We start from the raw sequence: 21,093 nt of genomic DNA on the forward strand, positions 1-21,093 counted from the left end.
CGACCAATTATCATTGACTGTAGAGACGTTGCATTGCAACGTCTCTACGAAATAATCGGTTTTTCTCGCCCCTATCTTAAATACTGAATCGGTGTTCTAGTATAATCATTAGCAAATGAGTCTTTGATACTCGTAGATGACTATTACAAATACACAGGTAAAACAATTTGTGATGGATGAGTTGCTCCACAGCTTACTGTCACAGTAATAATTTGAGCATTTAATAAACTATCACTACTAATAACTGCACCATTACCATTCATCGCGTATGCCGGAAAACATGCGGCACTCAAACTCAGACGTAAGGCGTTTCCCTTAGCAATTCGTACACAAGTTGCTTGGAATTGAATTTTTCTAGAAACATTATTCACCCCATCAGGGCAATGCATATAACCTTGAGTCAAATTGAACACACGCCCATCGGGATAAATCTCTGATAGCACTGCACATAAATCATAACTGGGTTGATCGGCACTACTCCAGATTTCCAGCGTCACATTCCCCGCCAAATGCAAGTCTTCTATTAATGCTTCACTAGTATAAGTTAAGACATCAGAACGGCAATCAATGTGCGATCGCTCAAATACACCAGCCGGAATTGCTGCATGACCACCTACAGCCGGAACTGGTCGCCAAGGATCATGAACCAATACGTCAGTAGTGCTGAGTGTTGAGATTTCAGTGCTAAGGGTTCCTGAATCTTCTCGGATGCTGGCGAGTCCGGTAGTTGACAAAAAATAGGATTTCTGGTTTTGTGTAGGTAAGTTAGGGAAAGTGCGCCAAAAATTACTTCCCATTTCAAACAAGCAAACAGGCGCTTCCTGAAGTAGTCCTGTATCCATACCTTTGAGTAACTGATCAAACCAGCGAATTTGCATCTTATCTACAGGACTCCCCGCCTTTGTACCAAAATCAATATCGCCAACTTTGCGCCCCCAAGGCAAATGCGCCCAGGGCCCGACTAACAAATGTTGTGGTTTAGTGCTGCGGGCTGCCATATCCTGATATAAATGCAGAGTTCCGCGCAGGTAGGTATCAAACCATCCCCCGATGTGGAACATGGGTAAATCAACAGCTTGCAAGTGGCTTTTGGGCGAAAGTTGTTCCCAATATGCATCTGGTTGGGGATGTGCTAACCACTCATGATAAAATGATTCAGGCGCAAAATTATTCAGTATTTCTGGATTATTTAAAGGCAGATTGCGAGACGCAGCAAATAATGCTTGATAAGCTGTTTTATTGCCTTGCAAACGTGCAGTTTCAGTAGCTAATTGAATTGCCCAAGCGAGATTAGTTTGCAAACAGAATGCGCCTCCTTCATAAGCCCAATCTGTATACAAATCATAACCAATCATAGCAGGGCAAATTGTTGTAAGGGCGCTGGGTTTGGCAGCTGCGGCATATAGCTGAGTCATTCCCTGATAGGAAAAGCCATACATACCAACTTTGCCATTACTACCAAGTAGTTTCGCCGCCCAGTTTACAGTATCTTCGCCATCAGCAATTTCACTAATAAATAACTTGAATTCACCTTCAGATGTGCCGCGTCCTCGAACATCTTGAATTACCACAATGTAACCGTGGGCAGCATACCAAGTAGGATGAGCATAGACAACAGTAGAAGCGATCGCACGTCCATAGGGTTGTCGCATTAATAATACAGGAAACTCACCATCTGTATCAGGGCGATAGATATCTGCATCCAGGCGTACTCCATCACGAGTGTACATTGAGGCAGTTTGTTTAGGAAGGATTTTGAGCATGAAATATGATAATCTTGGGCTTATTGCTGGCGCTTGCGCTTATGGGACTGCCAAAGTTTATCGCAACCCCAAATTAAGATTCCTATAGCGAAGCCAAAAAGTAAACTGTAGGTGATCGCAGCTGTAAAGCGATTCGTCACCGGAGTGTGCAAAACTTTGAGAATGGGGTCATCTTGTACCAAACTGTAACTAGATGCCATTATTCCCCCAGCGCCGATGCCAATACCTACTGCCAAAATGGTAATTTGTAAATTGCGATCGCTTTTTGCTCTGTCTATCTCCACACGTCCTTGGATGGAGACGATCGCTTTATCTAGTAAGCTGGAACCATGAGTAAAATAGCCTAACTCTGCTTTTATTTGTTCTTGGAAATCAGGACTATTTTCTAAGCTAAATTTTTCTAAAAAGCTAATATCTTCATCTTTGACAATACCGCGAATTTGTTGCAGTCTGTCAGTATAATTTCGTCCATTGATGGCTATTGTATTTTGATATGATTCCAAATATCGCAGGAAATTGGCATAGTCTAAGGCTATTTGGGGAAGAGTTTTTAATTTACCGCTTAATTTATCTAATTTTTCGTTATTTAATAACTGAGTATCATCAATTTGTTTGAAATTATTAATTTCCGCTTCGATTTTTTGATATTCTTTATTTGTATCTTCATAAACTTCCCGGCTTTTTTGGAAGGCTTTTACTGCTTTGGCGCGAAAGAAAAATAAATCTAATAATTGTTCTTGATAATCATTAAACTTTTCTTCAGCTTCTCGGTGGCTGAAGAACCAAACTAAAACATGGCGGTAATTAGTTAATTGGTTAAACAGTCCGTATTCAAAAATCGGGCTGCCAAATAAAGTAGCTGAACGTGTAAATGGCGGAATTGGGTAGCTGTTGGGAAAGAAAGCTTGGAGACATTCATCAGCTAAATTTTTCAAAGCTTTTTGGTCTTGGGGGTCGTGTTCTGATGACGCCCTCTCCCCTTGAATGCGGTTTCTGTAAGCTTCGCCCAGGTTGTTTTGCGTCGTTGCCCAATCTATGGGAAAGCGATCCTGGGTAAAAACGGTGAGTGCGATTTCATAACCTGTGATGGCAATTTCCAAATTATTCCTCCGGTTTCCCAAGGGAAAATCCTGCATCAGGTTACTGAAATTGATGATATTTCCTACAGTGTTTCGTGCTGTGTCTATTTCTAAGTCTGATAGAGTTGCCATTGCCCAACTGCGTAAAACTTGGGCAAAGTTCATGTCTAGCTTCTCTCGGTTCGCTTCCAGCAGTGGGTGGATCACCTTCGCATCGCTGTTGCTGTCTGCTGTAGCTTTGAGTACCTGCAATAAAAACTCAAGCTGGGAGTTAGATATAGGCGCTGTGTTTGCGTCTGTGTTGCTTTTAGACGAGGATAATCCTAGCTTTTGTGTTATTTGACGGCGAATTGCCTGTAAAACATTCCACAGCATTGGTATTATCCTAATTTCCAGCACTTTCGGCATTCATGGATGTATTCTTCACTTTACAAGCCTATAATTCCGCAAATTAGCATAAATTGTATCTTGTTTGACACAAGGCAGTTTGCTTGTGTCATGTTTAGATATTCATGAATGAGGCTTTGATACTCGTTAATCCACCTTTGAACTCCGTTAATCCACCTTTGAACTCCGTTAATCCACCTTTGAACTCCGTTAATCCACTTCTGAACTCCGTTAATCCACCTTTGAACTCCGTTCATCCACTTCTGAACTCCGTTAATCCACCTTTGAACTCCGTTCATCCCCGAACGACTCGAAGTTGCAGCTACAAAAACAAAGTCCGCCTGCGCGGACTACTAGGGAAAATCAATTAAATATGCTCAAAATATGATACGTAGTGCGTTAGGGCGTGTTTTCAAACTATTCGTTTAGCCTCCTGACTTTTTAGATCCTCCTAAATCCCCCTTAAAAAGGGGGACTTTGATAAGCTTTTGCCCCCCTTAAAAAGGGGGGTTGGGGGGATCTAAGACTTTGAAAACACGTTCTAGCTTACGGCGTAACATACCCTACTAATTTCAAATATCTTCAACAAGGCATCAAAGCATCTAATCTCCCCAGCACCGCCATATCTTCCGCATCTAACTCCACTGGTGTCCCACTGCGAATTAATTCCGAAAAATCTTCATTAGGAACCATCACAGTTAGCGTATACAAACGATTGGAACCTGTATTTCTAATTAAATGAGTACCAGTGGGAGGCACTAACAAACTATCTCCCGTTTTGATTTGGGCAATCTTGCCGTCACACATAGCTATTCCTTCCCCTTTGAGGACAAAAAACATTTCCACCGCCCATTGATGACGATTTGGCGGTGTTTGTCCACCAACATCAAAAATTTCTATACAGCAAGTCAAGGAAGTATTAGCGTTTGTCGAATCGAAGATAATTGCTAAGCGATTAGAGTCGTGAGGACTGATGCGGTATACTTGGTAATCTTTGGGAGATTTGATAACAGGAATTACACAACGAGTAGAGTGCATTTATTTATCTCCTCCTGTTGATTCAGGATTATTCAGAGCTGTTAATATTGCTTGTGAATCAGTGACAAAACCAAAGCATTGTTTCACGTTATATAGTGTCGCCAGCCAACAATATTCGGGAGAAGTTGTAGCTGTGCAGTCTTTAACTAAAACGCAATCATATCCTAAGAAGTTGGCGTCACATAGCGTAGTAAGCACACATTGGTCAGCATTGACACCAGCAAAAAATAGTGTCGTTTTTCCTAGGTTTCGCAGAATACTATCTAAAGGAGTATCCCAAAAGCCACTCATGCGGTATTTATCCACACGAATATCTTCCGGTAGCTGTTCTAGTTCGTCTACAACCGCCGCCGCCCAACTACCTGCCAAAAGTACCCTAGCACCATTACTAGGTAGCGGATCGCCCAATCCCACACCGTGACCTGTGGGGTTGTAGACGTGACGGGAGGCGGCACTGATATTGAGTAAGTCGGGACGATTTCCCCAATTGACCCAAATTACGGGGACACCAGCGTCACGCACCTCAGGAAGTAAGCTGTTTAAAGCATCGATGGGCTTTCGCGCCGGAGTTACATCCACGCCGATATGCGCTAACCAACCATCAGGGTGACAGAAGTCATTTTGCATATCGATGACAAGAATGGCAGCTTTTGCCAAATCTAGGCGCAAGGTTTTAGTTTCTGTTGATAAGATAACGGGTTGTGGGGTCTTGTGAGGACGAGTAATATCTGCGATCGCATGATTCACAGTCCAAGCATTTGGTGCAACTCCCAATGTCCGAAAAGCCATATTCATAAAATTGCAACACCCAACACCTTTTTTATTTTGTAACTTGAAATTCTGTTGAGCGTTCAATTACTTAATCAAGGTTAAAATCGTGATCACCATCCAGAATGTTTTAATTGCCACCGATAACAGTTATGCAACCGTAGATTTACAGGTTGTGGACGGGAAGATTGCCGCTATTGCAGCCGATTTAGATGTTGTCGGTACTGCCTTTGATGGTAACAATAAACTGTTGCTTCCTGGCTTCTTTAACGCTCACACCCACTCATCAGAGATGTGGCAACGCGGGATCATGTCAGCCTTGCCTTTAGAATTATGGCTGGCGGAACTGTATGATTTTGCACCTCTGGATTTAGAAAAGGTTTATCTCAGCGCCTTGGGAACTGCGGTGGAAACCCTACTTTCTGGCGGTACGAGTGTGGTAGATCATCTGGTGTTAATTCCAGGACAAGAGTTAGAAACCATCGCCACTGCAACTCGCGCTTACAGAGAAGTTGGGATTCGTGCCTTTATCGCCCCGCTAATTCAAGATGAATCTCTCACAGCAGGGATGCCATCTGGGGAATCAGCACAAACTCACGAGCCTTATTTTCGCTCAACTGTGGCCACACTGGAAATCATCGAAGAGGCGGTGAGACAATTTCATCGCCCGGATGAAGGTGTAAATATTTTAGTCGCACCAACAGGAATTCAGTTGTGTACTGATGCTTTATTTGAGGGATGTATTGAGTTAAGCTCACGCTATAATCTTTGTCGTCACTCTCATTTACTGGAAACCAGAGCACAGGAAAAACTTGCCGAAGAAAAATACGGTTGTACTGCTGTTGAACATCTTAAAAGAATCGGGTACTTGAGCGATCGCACAACACTAGCTCATTGTGTCCACTTAAATGATGCTGATATTGCCATCCTTGCAGAAACTCAATCTACAGTCGTTCACAATCCTTTGAGTAATCTGCGTTTAGGCAGTGGCATCGCCCCAATTTTAAAATACCGCCAAGCTGGTGTAAACGTGACTTTTGGCTGTGATGGCGCTTCCAGCAATGATTCCCAAGACTTACTAGAAGCCATCAAAATTGGTTCCATCTTGCACAACGTTACAGACTCAGATTATCAGCATTGGATTACACCCCGGCAAGCTGTAGAAATGGCATCCTTGGGAGGCGCGAAGGGATTGAATATAGCAGATAAACTCGGTTCCCTCACTCCAGGCAAACAAGCCGATTTAGTACTTTATGACCTCACAAATTTATCTTTATTACCCCGTACAGATCCCATTGGTTTATTAGTTTTAGGGCGTCCTACTAATGTTGTGAATAGTGCTTGGGTCAATGGCAAGCAAGTTATTGCTGATGGGAAATTGACAACAATTAACGTTGATGAATTGCGGCAAGAACTATTTAACCGCAGTCAATGGGAAACCAAGCGCAAATCTCAAACCGTGGCACAAATTGAAGCACATTATCGCACAGTCATGGGGTTGCGAAACACAAAGAAACACGGTTGAATCCCCTCATGCCGTGTTATTCCTCTATTTGATATGTTGACCGCACTTTTGCAGTAAAGTGTGCAAAAAAGATTATTACACGTAATTTTCACGCTAAAAGATGCAAACATCAACTTATTAGACTGCAACAGTTTATTCAACCGCACTTTCGCGGTCTATCTAGCACTCGAAAAAATGCATTTTCTACCGCATAAATGCGGTCTAGTTACACATATTATGTGATTAGATTACACTGTTGGAGAAGACGAACACAAGCTCTCTGTGTCAAGGTTGCTAGCCACCGCTCAACTGAACCGTTGTAATGCCGTTGAACATCTGGAAATAATAGGTTATTTAAGCGATCGCACTTCTGTTAAGCTCATCTATGGGTCTTCAAAGAATGCATCTCCAACTGCACATCTTGAGGCAGTGTAGGATGATGGATAGGAGGACACAATGAACATATCTATCATCGACGAGCTAATCCAGCAACTAAAAGGGATGCCGCAACACTTGCAATGGCAAGTACTCGAATTTGCTCGAATACTAGTGAAATCTCAAGTTCGAGGTACTCCAGGACAACAATTACTACGTTTTGCAGGTTCAATACCACCCGATGATCTCCAGTTAATGCGTAAGGCAATTGAGCAAGGTTGTGAGCAGGTTGATACCAATGAGTGGTAGATACTTACTGGATACCAACATCATCATTGCTCTGTTTGCAGATGAAGCGGTAATCAAAAATAACCTTGCTCAAGCTGATGAGGTTTTTATTTCAAGTATTGCAATCGGGGAGTTATGTTATGGCGCAACAAAATCGGGACGACCTCAAGAGAATCTAGCAAGAGTTGATGAGTTAGTTGCTAACAGCACTGTGCTTGTGTGTGATGCCGAAACCGCTCATTAATATAGTGAGGTCAAAAACAAGCTAAGGCTCAGAGGGCGTCCATTGCCTGAGAATGATATTTGGATTGCAGCTCTGGCATTGCAGTATGAGTTGACCTTAGTAACACGCGATGCCCATTTCCAGGAAGTTGAGAATTTGCAAATAGTAGCTTGGTGAGTACTGTTGCCTAACAACCGTGTTGCAGTGGTTAACGGTAAAAACGAAATTGCTTACCGCTGCTGACCTTTAACGGTTGCACTGCCGTTGAACATCTTATAAAGAATCGGATACTTGAGCGATCGCACAACACTAGCAGATTGTGTCTAGTTGAATGATGCTGAGGTTTATTAATTTTACCAAGAAAGGCAGAGGGCAGGAGGCAGAAGGCAGAAGGGAATTTTGATTCCTGCCCTCTGCCCACGACTGAAAGGAGTAAGGGTATAAAGCCCCCACTGAACTCTCGTTCAGTGGCCCCAAGTCAGGAGGGGTCGGAATCCCTTTCTGACTTGTTCCTTCTGCCCTCTGCCCTTTGCCTTCTGCCTTCTTCAAACTCTGTTGTAAAACACAAATAAACGCAGAGTTAGATAATAATTACTCCTCTATGAGAAAGTTAAATCAATAAATTTCATTTCCTTAAATTAGGAAGAAAAACATGAGCTATCGGATCAAACGACAAGACTATGCGGCAATGTTCGGCCCGACTGTTGGCGATCGCATCCGCCTTGCTGATACAGAATTATTTATTGAAGTTGAAAGAGACTACACTACTTATGGCGAAGAGGTAAAATTCGGCGGCGGTAAGGTGATCCGAGATGGTATGGGACAATCTCCCATCATTAATGGTGACGATAAAGATAACGCTGTAGATACGGTAATCACCAACGCCTTGATTCTCGACTGGTGGGGCATCGTTAAAGCTGATATCGGCATTAAAGGCGGGAAAATTTTTAAAATCGGGAAAGCAGGCAATCCCAATATTCAAGACAACGTTGATATTATCATCGGCCCAGGCACAGAGATTATAGCCGGAGAAGGCAGAATCGTCACAGCCGGAGCCATTGACACCCACATTCACTTTATTTGTCCCCAGCAAATCGAAACCGCGATCGCCTCTGGAACTACAACCATGATTGGCGGTGGTACAGGTCCGGCGGCTGGTACTACCGCCACCACTTGCACCCCTGGCCCTTGGCACATTCACCGGATGTTACAAGCGGCTGATGCTTTTCCTGTAAACATCGGTTTCTTGGGTAAAGGTAATAGTAGTGTACGTGATGGTTTAGTCCAACAAGTTGCGGCTGGAGTCATCGGTTTGAAGCTGCATGAAGACTGGGGAACTACGCCAGAGGCTATTCGTACCTGTCTTAGCGTTGCTGACGAATATGATGTACAAGTTGCTATTCACACTGACACGCTTAACGAAGCAGGATTTGTGGAAAAAACAGTTGCAGCTTTTGAAGAACGTGTGATTCACACTTTCCACACCGAGGGTGCAGGTGGTGGACATGCGCCTGATATTTTGAAAGTCTGCCAATATGATTATGTTTTACCCGCTTCTACGAATCCCACTCGCCCCTACACCATCAATACCTTAGCTGAACACAAGGATATGTTGATGGTGTGCCATCACCTTGATCCCAATATTGAGGAAGATGTCAAATTTGCCGATTCTAGAATTCGCCCACAAACGATCGCAGCTGAGGATATTTTGCACGATCTAGGCGTAATTAGCATTATGGCTTCCGATTCCCAAGCAATGGGCAGAGTCGGGGAAGTCATTCTGCGGACTTGGCAAACTGCTCATAAGATGAAAGTCCAGAGAGGGCCGTTATCTCCTGAGAAAAGTTCCTCAAACAATGATAACTTTAGGTCTAAGCGCTATATTGCAAAATACACGATTAATCCTGCGATCGCTCATGGAATTGCTGATTACGTCGGTTCCATTGAAGAAGGGAAATTAGCTGATTTGTGTTTATGGAAACCTGCCTTTTTTGGCGTAAAACCAGAGCTTGTTATTAAAGGAGGAATGATTGTTTGGGCGCAAATGGGTGACCCTAATGCCAGTATTCCCACCCCCGAACCCGTTTATATGCGTCCAATGTTTGGCGCTTTTAGCGGAGCAATTGGCGCTACCTCTATTACATTTCTTTCTCAAGAAGCTTTAAATAAAGGTATACCTGAACAGCTTGGCTTAACCACTCGAACCGAAGCTGTTTCCCATACCCGTGACGTGAGGAAAAAGGATTTGAAACACAACGATGCTACACCACACATTGAAGTTAATCCCGAAACCTACGAAGTCAGAGCCGATGGGGAATTGTTAACTTGTGAACCTGCTTCTAATTTACCTATGACCCAGCGCTACTTCTTGTTTTAATTGATTTGTTAGTAGTGAAATAATTCTGTCTAAATAACCAAAAATCCAAAATCAATATGACAAGTGCATCTTACATTTTTCTGGCTGGAGCAAGTCGCGGCGTTGGTAGAGAAATTGCCACATATTTAACAGCACAATCGCTAAAAGTAAAAGCACTTCTGAGAACAGAAGCTAGTGCTGCTGAACTTGAAGCAATAGGTATTCAGGTAGTTTTGGGAGATGCCTTGAATGTTGGTGATGTAGAACGTGCAATACTGACAGAACCTATCCACGCGGTTATTAGTACACTTGGCGGCTTACCTACAGACGCTCAAAGACCAGATTACTTTGGTAATAAAAATCTAATCGATGCAGCTCTCAAAGCTGGAGCGAAAAAATTTATTCTTGTATCTTCAATTGGTACTGGTAATAGTGCCGTTGCTGTGCCTCCCCAAGTTTTGCAAACATTGGGGCCTGTTTTAGCCGAGAAAGACAAAGCTGAACAATATTTAATTGCGAGTGGACTAACCTACACAATCATTCGTCCTGGCGGACTAAAATCTGATCCAGCAACGGGTAATGGCATTTTAAGTGAAGATCCACGCATTATTGGTACTATTAATCGTGCAGATGTCGCGCAGTTAGTTTGCCGATGTTTAAATTCTGATCGTGCTAACAATAAAGTTTTGTCAGCAGTGGATCGAAATATGCTATTTGGGCAATCAGAGCTTCCAGAATTTAATTTGGATTAATTAGATAAGAGTACAGAACTTACGCACTCAGATCCCCCAACCCCCTTAGAAAGGGGGCTTTAGACGTTCCCCCCCCTTTTTAAGGGGGGTTAGGGGGGATCAGGGTTTCAGGCTTCAGTGCGTAAGTCCTAGAGTAGAGACGCGATTGATCGCGTCTGTACAAAAGTCAAGAGTAGGACTGGCATTGTAATGACTACAAGCTTGCTGTAAGCTTGCGATCGCCACACGGCAAATTCAGATGGTAGTTTAACGTTACACTCATAGATTGCAATACATAACTTTATACCCTCATGACTGGAGAGCGACACCTTGGGAATAGAACTACGCAGTTTCGTATTTCTCGACAGCCTGCAACCTCAACATGCAGCATATATAGGAACAGTAGCCCAAGGTTTTTTACCATTACCAGGAGATACATCGTTGTGGATTGAAATCTCTCCTGGCATCGAAATTAATAAAATTACTGATGTAGCCCTCAAATCTGCTTCTGTTCGTCCAGGAGTACAGGTAGTCGAACGCCTGTATGGTCTATTAGAAGTTCATTCTGCCTCTCAAGGAGAAACGCGAGCTGCTGGTCAAGCGATTTTGGAGACATTAGGAGTTAGAAAAGAAGAGTGTTTAAAACCGCGTGTGGTTTCCACCCAGATTATCCGCAACATTGATGCTTACCAAACACAACTCATCAATCGCACACGCCGGGGACAGCTATTATTAGCAGGACAAACACTATATGTATTAGAAGTTGAACCTGCTGCTTACGCCGCACTAGCTGCGAATGAAGCGGAGAAAGCAGCATCGATTAATATTCTTGAAGTTCAAGCTGTAGGCAGTTTTGGACGGCTTTACTTAGGTGGACAAGAACGGGATATTCTTGCAGGTGCGGCGGGAGCGTTAGCGGCGATTGAAAATGTAGCTGGACGGGTTGCTCAGAGTGGACGTCAGGAGTAAAGGATAAAAAATGGCAAATCGAGAGCATCTGGCTTTACTCAAAGCAGGTGCAGTCAAATGGATTGAGTGGAGACAGAAAAATCCCCAGATTGAACCAGACCTTAGTGCTGCAAACCTGCAAGGTAATAATCTTAGAGGTGCAAACCTCCAAGGGAGCAACTTGAACAGAGCAGATTTAGGTAATGCTTTACTTGTGCGAGCAAACCTCAGCTGTGCTGATCTCAGCAGCGCTAACCTCTACAAAGCAATCCTGATTGAAGCTAACCTGAGTGCAGCTAACTTCAGTATTGCTAACTTGAGCGGCGCTACACTTATACAGGCAGATCTCAGTCATGCCAATCTGATTGGAGCCGACTTGAGTGAGGCAAATCTAATAAAATCTGTGATTACTGATGCTAACTTGATTGGCACTGATTTGAGAGGCGCTAATTTAAGAGATGCTGATTTAGGCGCAGCAAAGCTTCATCGGACTAACCTCAGTTTTGCAAACCTAGTCACAGCTAACTTGATTGCGGCGAACTTGAGCGAAGCAAACCTTTACGAAGTTGAAGCAATGGGGGCCTACCTTTACAAAACTGATCTGTACAAAGCTAATCTGAGTAAAGCTCACTTCAGTGGTGCATATTTGTTACGAGCTAACCTGAGTGAGGCTAACTTGACCGATGCTAACTTAGCATGGAGTAACCTCACCGGAGCTAACTTAGCAGGAGCTAACTTAGCAGGAGCGAACCTTAGAGGAGCGAACATCAGAGGAGCGAACCTTAGCGGCGTAAATCTTCAAAAGACAATTATGCCGGACTCTTCAAGGCACGATTAATTAACCAGAACCCTTTCCAGGTGTAATGTATTTTTCTTAACATCTTAGTATCTTAGTGTCTTAGTGGTTAATTAAACTTACCGCCGACTGCGAAAACCCTGTCTTCCATTAACTGGGTCAAAGAGTACATCGTATTTATCAAAAAATCCGATTCCAGTATTTACCAATATAGGAAGTTCTGCCTGTGGTGAGATACTCAAATTCCAGCGGTTAAATCCGTCGCGGGTTCCTGGTGTCAAATTGTAATCAAAAATGCCATTAATTGCTACTTTCAGAGCATTTGCCGAGCGTAATCCTCCTGGTTTGAGTTTACCTGCTGTGGCAGCTGACTTGAACTCAGTCAAACCATTAATAGTTGCAGTATCAGCAATCATTCTGCCATTACAAGAATTTTTAGCAGAACTCCCAGCAATAGTTAAACAAACTTTGCTCAGTCGAGAGTCCCATCTCTTACCGGGTACACCATTAAGTTCTGGTTGTTGACTCCAAGAAGCCATTTTGAAACCTGCTTGATTTTCAGCAGTTAAACCGAGAATTAGGCTGCCATTGTTGTTACTACCACCATTTCCAATTACGATAAATCCGTTACTCAGATTGCCTGGTAATTTTCTCAACGGGTTATAAAGAAGTGATTTTTCAAAATAGTTGACACCGACAATCCCCGAAAATGGCGCACCACTCTTTGCTGAACATTTAGGTTTTTGGGCAGTACATTGGCGACTAGTAACAACCTGTACGGGAACAGGTTCGGTGGTGGGAATCAAACTAAACCGGACATTAGCATAAACTAATTCTCCCTCCAGGATAGTACCATCACTTAATATCTCCTTGATATTTTGCCCTGTTCTGCGGATAGGGGTATTACCTAAAAACTCTTTGGGAACTCGCAGCCCTGCTGACCCTGTATCTAATAAAATACGTCTTTGCTGACCACCTGCGGTAGCCACTTCCAGAAAATAGCCGCGAACACGTTGACCGAGGGAAGGTTTTGAATATAAAGGTAAGGAAATGGTCTTAAAAGTTGGCTTGCGAGGCGTATTTTGAGAGATGTCGCGCAACGCTGAATTTGGGAAAAGAGCCGCAAATGCTGACTGTCGTTGCGCTGCTGGCTCAGGCGCAATATTCCAAAGGCTTTCGTAGTAGAAAAAGCCGATACCTAAACCGCGTTGATGGGTTGCTTGTACCTGGGATTGAATTTGTTGTATCGAAACTGGGCGATTTCGTAACCCGGCCATAATACCGATACCAGTTGGAATAATTTGTTGTGTTTCTAAAATTTCTGGACGGGTAATTTGAGCGATAAAACTTTCTAAATCATTACGGTACACCTGCATAACTAACTCATCGACAATACCCAACCGTACCCAGTTGAGCCAGTCTTGCAGTTGCAACTTATAGGCGAAATCATAGTAGTTGGGAGAAACTGAGAAGATGGCATTCGGTTTTCGAGCTTTCACAGTTTGGTGGAGGTCTACCATGAATGCAGTAATTTTATCTGCCCGCCATTTTATCCATGCTTGGGCTTGGGGATTGGGTGGTGGAGGATTCCCAGTTTCTTGAGTATATAGACTAATCGTGTACTTATCGTAGCCAAAATCCACAGGTAAACTCATGTGGTCGTCAAATTGAACGCCATCAGCATCGTATTTAGTGATAACTTCTGTGACGAGTTCGGTGATAAACTTTTGTACTTCGGGGTGAAAGGGATTCAGCCACGCTACTTCACCCGCAGCACTAATTGAAGTTTGAGTCCCATCTGGCTTTTGTGTTAGCCAATCTGGATGCTGCGATGCGAGTTCCGAAGTTAGAGGAACCATGAAACCAAATTCAAACCAGGGTATTGCTAGTAGCCCTTGTCTGCGGGCTTGGGTGATGATGTCTGCAATTACATCTTGTCCATCTGTTCCTTTAAAGAAAAAAGGGATACCCATTTTTTGCGTGACGGCGCTGGGGTATTGTGTATAACCATCGTTCCATACTACAGGATAAACAGTATTAAAGTTTAACTGCCGCAGTTGGCTCATGGCTGCTTGCACCTGTAAACGATTTCTAAAAACGCTAAAATCGTTACCACTTAGCCATACCCCCCGAATTTCCTGACGAAGTTGAGGCGGCATTTGGGCAACAACAGGGGTAAGGTTGTTAAGTAGCAATACTGTAACAAATGATATCAAACATAATAATGGCAGCATACGCTTTCTCAAAAACCACCAACCTTGATGAATAAAAGGCGATGTCTGGCGATCAGCTTTTCTACGTTCGCGCAGCGTGTCGCAGACAGACGCTACGCGTAGTTTGCTTAAACCTAAGAGTACGCGTCTATGCACAGGCTTAAATAGTAAGTTAGTTAGAGTCGCATTAATTTCTATGCTTTTTTCCCAAAACTGAGTTGTCATTACTTCTGTTTACTAAATGAGATTAATTGGTTATACTTCATTGCATATAAACGTTAAATTACTACACCAGGAAAACTCATATAGTAATTTAACTGCAATATAGGTGACGCAGTTATAGAGTTAGTAGTGCCAAATAAAAATATTGCAAATGTAACCTGTAATAAATTCTCGCTCTCTAATGTACTAACTTAGAGGATTGTGTGGCAAAAATAAAGCCTAAAATATCTGAAAATTGTGCGATCACAAAACAAAGATATCTCTAATTTCAACATGGAATAAAACTCAACATGACATTTTCAGACTTTTGCTCACATATTTTATATAAATTAATATAAATTACATTTGAAAAACCTTACGACCTATGACTTTTTCATACCGTTAAAAATGAATTATTAATTTAAACTTGATACAAAGTTGAATTATATTCATTTAAAAAATAAAAAATTATTTTTTCTACGACAAAAACATTAAGCTGATCATCACTGTTGAAGTTTAATAAGTTTTTCCAGCTTGAATTAGGTGATCCTTGTGTTTTTTGTTTCTATGCTGAACTTTGGAATTGAGAACGCGTTATTATAGCAGAATTATAATACTTATGCAATTTCTGAAACTATAACAAAATCAAATCATTTTTAAGTTTGATTTTACCATTCACCTTTCGGTAGATTTAGACAAAATTATAACAATGTATATTTGGATGGAGTAACACATAACTTGCTACAAAACCTCATGCCAAATAAGTAATTTTAATATCGATAGATAAAATCCTCATTAAGTTCAAGTTAATTTGTTCTTTAAGTTCTTCGTAAGCCATGACATCCCCTGAGCCTCAAACTGATCTTGGAGAAAATATTCCACAAACCTCATTTGAGCCACCTCCTAGAAAACGGCGGTGGCTTTGGTTATTGTTAGCTGTACTACTAGTGTTTGGGGGCGGAGCAGCTATAGTATGGCGTTTACTGAATCCGACAGATTCGGCACCTGCAACTGCTAATGCTCAACCTCCAGGGGTAAGGGTAAAGCTATCGACAGTACAAACTGGCACAATTGAGGAAAGTTCAGATTTTATTGCTAGCCTAGAATCCCGGCGCTCTGTCAGCCTCCAGCCCAGAATTCAGGGTCAAGTCACCCAAATATTTGTCAGATCAGGAGATCCGGTTGCAGCAGGAGCAGCAATTATCCAAGTAGATCCCAGAGAGCAACAAGCTGCACTCAGTGGGATTAATGCTGCGGCTCAAGCATCTGTGGCTCAGTTGGAGAATGCTCGCGCTACACTCAAATCCCTGGAAGCAGAGCGACTATCCAACGTTGCTGATGTACAGTTGAACCAGCAAGATTACAAAAGATACTCTGACCTGGCAGACCAAGGAGCCGTATCTCGACAGACTAGCGAGCAATATGCTAACAGGCTCGCCACAGCTAAAGCTCAACTCGGTGCAATTGATTCTCGAATTCAAGCACAAAGAGCCACAATATTACAGGCTGAAAAAGCCTTATTGCAAGCTGATGCAAATACCAGAGGACAACAAGTCCAACTCCAGTACTACAAAATTACCGCTCCCTTTGATGGCACAGTTGGTGACATCCCAGTGAAAGTTGGTGATTTTGTTAATACTTCTACACAATTAGCTACCATCACTCAAAACCGGCCTTTAGAAGTTCAAATCTCTGTGCCACTAGAACGGGGATCGCAATTGCGTAAAGGAATGCCAGTAGAGATCATGAATGCCCAAGGACAAAGCCTGGGTACTAGTCGAGTCTTTTTCATTGCTCCTAACGTCAGCGACAATACGCAATCAATCCAGATCAAAGCACTTTTCAGCAACTCTAAAGGCCAGCTACGTGCAGATCAATTAGTACGGGCTAGAGTGATCTGGAATCAGCGGTCTGGAGTCTTAATCCCAACGACAGCAATAACTCGTGTAGCTGGGGAAACTTTTGCTTATGTAGTTCAAACAGAAAAATCTCCCGAAGGTGTGTCTCAACAAGTAGCTCGACAAAAGCGGGTGAAGCTAGGCGATATCAGAGGTAATAATTACCAAGTTCTTGAAGGATTACAGCCAGAAGAAAAAATTGTTATCTCAGGCTTGCTTAATCTTAGGGATGGTGTTCCAATCGTTCCAGAATCTTAGAAATGGGTATTGGGACTGGGGAGCCAGTCGCGTGCGGAGGCATCCTCCGTTGAGCGAACTGGCGTGACTGGGGAAGAGTTTCCCAATACCTAAATATCCAATCTTTAAGACCCAATACTTAAATACCCAACAACCAATACAACACCCAATCCCTAATACCTAATCCCCAATACCTAATACCCAATACCCATGTTTGTTGACTTCTTTATTAAGCGACCTGTATTTACGAGTGTCTGTGCCATCATCATTCTGCTGGTAGGAGCAATCAGTATTCCAACATTGCCCACAGATCAATATCCAGAGATCAGCCCGACTCAAATTAATGTTACTGCTAACTATGTCGGTGCCACTGCTGAAGTTGTAGAAAATACGGTTACGACTATCTTAGAGCGGCAAATTAACGGCGTTGAGGGCATGAAGTATATGACCTCAAGTAGCAGTAACAATGGCACAAGTACGATTACAGTCACATTTGATGCATCGCGAGATAAAGATATTGCAGCGGTCGATGTGCAAAATCGTGTGTCTCTAGCCGAACCGCTGTTACCAGAAGTTGTGCAGCGAACGGGAGTCGTTGTTAATAAGCAATCTAACAACATTCTTTTGGCGATCGGGCTTTACTCAGATAACAAAGACTACGACAATGTATTTCTAAGTAATTACGTTGACCTATACGTAGTAGATGCCCTCAAAAGAATCAAGGGTGTGGGTGACGTACAGATTTTTGGTGAACGTCGCTATGCTATGCGTCTGTGGCTCGACCCCAACCGCCTTGCTAGTCGTAACCTCACTGCCCAGGATGTGATCGATGCACTCGATGAACAAAACTTACAGGTGGGTGCTGGGCAAATCGGGCAGCAGCCAACATCGCCAGAGCAGATGTATCAAATAGATTTGCAAGCTCTTGGTCGGTTGAGTGAGGCAACTGAATTTGCTGACATGGTGATCAAGACCGGTGAGGATGGCGCACTGATCAAGTTGAAAGATGTGGGTCGGACGGAACTAGGAGCGGAAAATTACAGCACTTTCTTGCGATTTAAAGGCAATGAGGGTGTGGGTATGGGGATATTTCCCACTCCGGGGAGTAATGCTTTGGACGTTGCTAAAGCAGTGAAAGCTGAAATGGTACGACTGAGGCAGAGTTTTCCGCCGGGAATGGAGTATGAAGTAGCTTTTGATACAACACTCTTTGTAGAAGCGTCTCTAGCAGAAGTGGTCAAGACGTTGATAGAAGCGATCGCTCTTGTGGTCTTGGTAATTTATATCTTCTTACAAGACTGGCGCACCACATTGATTCCCGTGATTGTCGTTCCCTTAACTTTGGTTGGCACTTTTGCCTTTATCAAAGTTTTCGGATTTTCCATCAACACCCTAACTATGTTTGGTTTAACCTTGGCAACTGGGTTAGTAGTTGATGACGCAGTAATCATAGTCGAAAATATCTCTCGCTTAATTGAAGATGAGGGTATGTCGCCCCGTCAGGCTGCTTCTGAGTCAATGAAGGAACTGTTTGGAGCAGTAATTGCGACTTCCTTAGTGCTAATGGCTGTATTTGTCCCCGTCGCCTTCTTCCCAGGATCTACAGGACAGATATATAAGCAATTTGCTCTAACAATCGCCTTTTCGACGGCGATTTCTACCTTTTTGGCGATTACTCTAACTCCTTCCCTCTCAGCTCTACTGCTGCGGCGAGGACAAAGATCACGTGGTTGGTTGGGCTGGATTTTTGAACGAATTAACAGGTTTATTGATTGGACACGTAAGGGGTATGAGCGATCGCTCTACCGTCTGAACCGTGTAAAAGCGATCATTGTGCTGCTATTTGTATTGTCTTTGGGGTTTACAGGCTGGCTTTACACTCGCGTACCCACAGCATTTATCCCCGATGATGACCAAGGCTATTTCATCACCATTATTCAAGGTCCAGAAGGGGTTTCGCTTAACTACACCAGCAAAGTCATGGCTCAGGTAGAAAAAGAAATCCTGAAATTGCCTGAAGTTACGGGTACTTTCGCCATCGGTGGTTTTGGTTTTAGTGGCAACTCGGCCAACAGTGGGGCGATTTTTACGACGCTCAAACCTTGGGGCGATCGCCACGAACCAGGGCAGTCAGCGCAGGCTATCATTGGCAAGTTGACAGGAGTACTATCGGCAATTCCCGAAGCGAGAATTTTCCCAGTTAATCCGCCATCTATTCAGGGTTTAGGCAGTTTTGGCGGTTTCCAATTTCAACTACAAGACAGAAGAGGTAACAGCGGCTTAGATAACCTGTTGCAAACTATGGGTCAGTTGTTAGAGCGCGGTAATCAGACACCAGGATTGCAAGCTGTATTTAGCACTTTTAGTGCAAATACGCCTCAGATATTGATTGAAGTAGACCGCAACAAAGCCAAATCTTTGCAAGTAGATATAGACGATATCTTTAATACCCTACAGAGTTACTTGGGTTCGCGGTATGTCAACGACTTTAATTTACTACAGCGGACTTACCGGGTGTATGTCCAAGCAGATGCTCAGTTCCGCTCCAACCCAGAGGATATCGGTAAACTATACGTTCGCTCTGCCAACAATCAGATGATTGCCTTGAGTAATTTGGTAAAACTTACTCCTGCTACCGGAGCGCAAACGATTAATCACTTCAACTTGTTCCGCTCAATTGAAATTAATGGCTCTGCGGCTCCTGGTTACAGTTCTGGACAAGCAACCACAGCAATGGAGCAATTAGCAAAAGAGGTTTTACCAGCAAGTATGGGTTACGAATGGGCGGGAATTACCGCTGAAGAAAAGCAGTCTGGAGGTTTAGCGCCCTTAATTTTTGGATTGGGACTTGTCTTCGTCTTTCTCGTGCTGGCTGCTCAGTATGAGAACTATGTTGACCCACTGATTATTATGTTTTCAGTTCCCCTAGCCATCTTGGGGGCATTATTGGCGCAGTCGATGCGTGGTCTAGCCAACGATGTATTTTGCCAGGTTGGTCTGGTGATGTTGATTGGTCTGGCAAGTAAAAATGCCATTTTGATTGTAGAATTTGCCAACCAACTACGGGAACAAGGTCTTTCGCTGACCAAAGCCGCAATACAAGCATCACAAGAACGCTTGCGACCCATTCTCATGACTTCCTTATCTTTTATTTTGGGTGTTTGGCCATTGGTAAATCCTGAAGGCGCAGGAGCAGCCAGTAGAAAATCTCTTGGTACAGCCGTGGCTGGCGGGATGATTGTCTCAACTTTCTTGAGTCTATTTATCGTACCAATTCTGTATATCGTAATTGGGAACATTCGCGATCGCATGAGTCCACGTCGTCAGCCTCAGCAGCTAGATTCTAGTCATGATGACAAAGTTCCTTCTGCCACCAGCCATCGGTAAAAAGGCAGGGGAGCAGGGAGCAGGGGGAGATAATTCTTGACTCAGGACTCAGCACTATTTTACTCAGGTGTATCTATGGCACAATTAACTGGAAAAGTTGCAATTATTACTGGTGCATCGCGGGGAATTGGACGAGCGATCGCCCTCAAATTAGCTAGTAATGGTGCGTCTGTTGTCGTTAACTATGCGGGTAATGCAAACAAAGCGCAGGAAGTTGTTGCAGAAATTGAAAAGCTGGGAGTAAAGGCAATTGCTATACAAGCTGATGTGAGCAAAGTAGCTGATATTCAACGGTTGTTTGAGCAAACAATTCACCACTTTGGTAAAGTTGATATTTTGGTAAACAATGCCGGAATTGCGACTTATCAGCCAATTACTCAAGTTACAGAAGCAGATTTCGACAAAATTTTTGCAATTAATGTCAAAGGTACTTATTTTGCTTGCCAACAAGCCGCGCAACATATGGCAGAAGGGGGAAGGATTATCAACTTTTCTTCATCCACCACAGCGATGATGCTGCCAACTTATAGCGCCTATGTAGCAACTAAAGGTGCTGTTGAACAAATTACGCGGGTACTAGCTAAAGAAGTGGGAGCAAAGGGTATTACAGTTAATTTTGTTTCTCCTGGCCCCACCGATACAGAACTGTTTCGAGAAGGCAAAACCCAAGAACAAATCGACCGTTTAGCTCAAATGGCGGCGTTTGGCAAACTAGGAGACGTGCAAGAAATCGCCAACGTAGTAGCGTTTCTCGCTAGTGACGCAGCCCGATGGATAATTGGGCAAAACATGCGTGTGAATGGTGGAATCGCGTGAGTTCATGGGTATTGGGCATTGGGCATTGGAAGCTTTGAGGTTCCAAGGTGGATAAATCCAGTTCTAACTCTCCTCTGCCCCTGCT

General features: G+C 43.3%; 14 protein-coding genes and 1 pseudogene. 10 read left to right on the top strand and 5 right to left on the bottom strand.

Features of this window, described 5'->3' with window-relative positions; genetic code table 11:
* Positions 1-143: 143 nt before the first annotated feature.
* The 4 genes from HCR01_RS14015 to HCR01_RS14030 all read right to left on the bottom strand — a co-directional run bounded on the left by HCR01_RS14015 (position 144) and on the right by HCR01_RS14030 (position 5,062).
* Positions 144-1,763 (bottom strand): CocE/NonD family hydrolase, encoded by a 1,620-nt coding sequence (locus tag HCR01_RS14015; protein WP_193196781.1) that lies wholly within the window; start codon positions 1,761-1,763, stop codon positions 144-146.
* A 20-nt stretch (positions 1,764-1,783) separates the two neighbouring features.
* Positions 1,784-3,217 carry a hypothetical protein gene (locus HCR01_RS14020; protein ID WP_193196782.1) on the bottom strand — a complete coding sequence of 478 codons (1,434 nt, stop codon included), beginning with the start codon at positions 3,215-3,217 and terminating at the stop codon, positions 1,784-1,786.
* Positions 3,218-3,811: 594 nt separating this feature from the next.
* A complete protein-coding gene (locus HCR01_RS14025) occupies positions 3,812-4,267 on the bottom strand; it encodes a cupin domain-containing protein (protein ID WP_193196783.1) in 456 nt (151 codons plus the stop codon).
* Positions 4,268-5,062 (bottom strand): cysteine hydrolase family protein, encoded by a 795-nt coding sequence (locus HCR01_RS14030; RefSeq protein WP_193196784.1) that lies wholly within the window; start codon positions 5,060-5,062, stop codon positions 4,268-4,270.
* Positions 5,063-5,141: 79 nt separating this feature from the next.
* Between HCR01_RS14030 and HCR01_RS14035 the strand changes: the two genes are divergently transcribed.
* The 7 genes and pseudogenes from HCR01_RS14035 (at position 5,142) to HCR01_RS14065 (ending at position 12,298) form a co-directional block, all read left to right on the top strand.
* Positions 5,142-6,560 (top strand): amidohydrolase, encoded by a 1,419-nt coding sequence (locus HCR01_RS14035; protein ID WP_193196984.1) that lies wholly within the window; start codon positions 5,142-5,144, stop codon positions 6,558-6,560.
* Between the two features lie 435 nt (positions 6,561-6,995).
* On the top strand, positions 6,996-7,223 hold the full coding sequence (locus tag HCR01_RS14040; protein ID WP_193196785.1) for a hypothetical protein: 228 nt from the start codon (positions 6,996-6,998) through the stop codon (positions 7,221-7,223).
* Positions 7,213-7,602: pseudogene (locus HCR01_RS14045) on the top strand (type II toxin-antitoxin system VapC family toxin). Before HCR01_RS14040 ends, HCR01_RS14045 begins: the two are co-directional and overlap by 11 nt.
* A 475-nt stretch (positions 7,603-8,077) precedes the next feature.
* Complete coding sequence (gene ureC, locus HCR01_RS14050) at positions 8,078-9,802, top strand: urease subunit alpha (protein ID WP_193196786.1); 1,725 nt, start codon at positions 8,078-8,080, stop codon at positions 9,800-9,802.
* A 56-nt stretch (positions 9,803-9,858) separates the two neighbouring features.
* Positions 9,859-10,533 carry an SDR family oxidoreductase gene (locus HCR01_RS14055; RefSeq protein ID WP_193196787.1) on the top strand — a complete coding sequence of 225 codons (675 nt, stop codon included), beginning with the start codon at positions 9,859-9,861 and terminating at the stop codon, positions 10,531-10,533.
* Between the two features lie 309 nt (positions 10,534-10,842).
* A complete protein-coding gene (locus tag HCR01_RS14060) occupies positions 10,843-11,481 on the top strand; it encodes a hypothetical protein (RefSeq protein ID WP_193196788.1) in 639 nt (212 codons plus the stop codon).
* Between the two features lie 10 nt (positions 11,482-11,491).
* Positions 11,492-12,298 carry a pentapeptide repeat-containing protein gene (locus tag HCR01_RS14065; RefSeq protein WP_193196789.1) on the top strand — a complete coding sequence of 269 codons (807 nt, stop codon included), beginning with the start codon at positions 11,492-11,494 and terminating at the stop codon, positions 12,296-12,298.
* A gap of 77 nt (positions 12,299-12,375) precedes the next feature.
* On the opposite strand, the gene HCR01_RS14070 is transcribed toward HCR01_RS14065, so the two are convergent.
* On the bottom strand, positions 12,376-14,694 hold the full coding sequence (locus HCR01_RS14070; protein ID WP_226889336.1) for a glycoside hydrolase family 10 protein: 2,319 nt from the start codon (positions 14,692-14,694) through the stop codon (positions 12,376-12,378).
* Positions 14,695-15,506: 812 nt separating this feature from the next.
* Between HCR01_RS14070 and HCR01_RS14075 the strand changes: the two genes are divergently transcribed.
* From HCR01_RS14075 to HCR01_RS14085, 3 genes are all read left to right on the top strand, one after another.
* Complete coding sequence (locus HCR01_RS14075) at positions 15,507-16,826, top strand: efflux RND transporter periplasmic adaptor subunit (RefSeq protein WP_193196790.1); 1,320 nt, start codon at positions 15,507-15,509, stop codon at positions 16,824-16,826.
* A gap of 189 nt (positions 16,827-17,015) precedes the next feature.
* Positions 17,016-20,192 carry an efflux RND transporter permease subunit gene (locus HCR01_RS14080; RefSeq protein ID WP_193196791.1) on the top strand — a complete coding sequence of 1,059 codons (3,177 nt, stop codon included), beginning with the start codon at positions 17,016-17,018 and terminating at the stop codon, positions 20,190-20,192.
* A 75-nt stretch (positions 20,193-20,267) separates the two neighbouring features.
* The gene (locus HCR01_RS14085; RefSeq protein ID WP_193196792.1) at positions 20,268-21,008 is read left to right on the top strand and encodes an SDR family oxidoreductase; all 741 of its coding nucleotides are present in this window, start codon (positions 20,268-20,270) and stop codon (positions 21,006-21,008) included.
* Positions 21,009-21,093: the final 85 nt, after the last annotated feature.

It is taken from the genome of Nostoc sp. MG11 (assembly GCF_014904695.1).
In the GTDB taxonomy this organism is placed as follows: Bacteria; Cyanobacteriota; Cyanobacteriia; order Cyanobacteriales; family Nostocaceae; genus Komarekiella.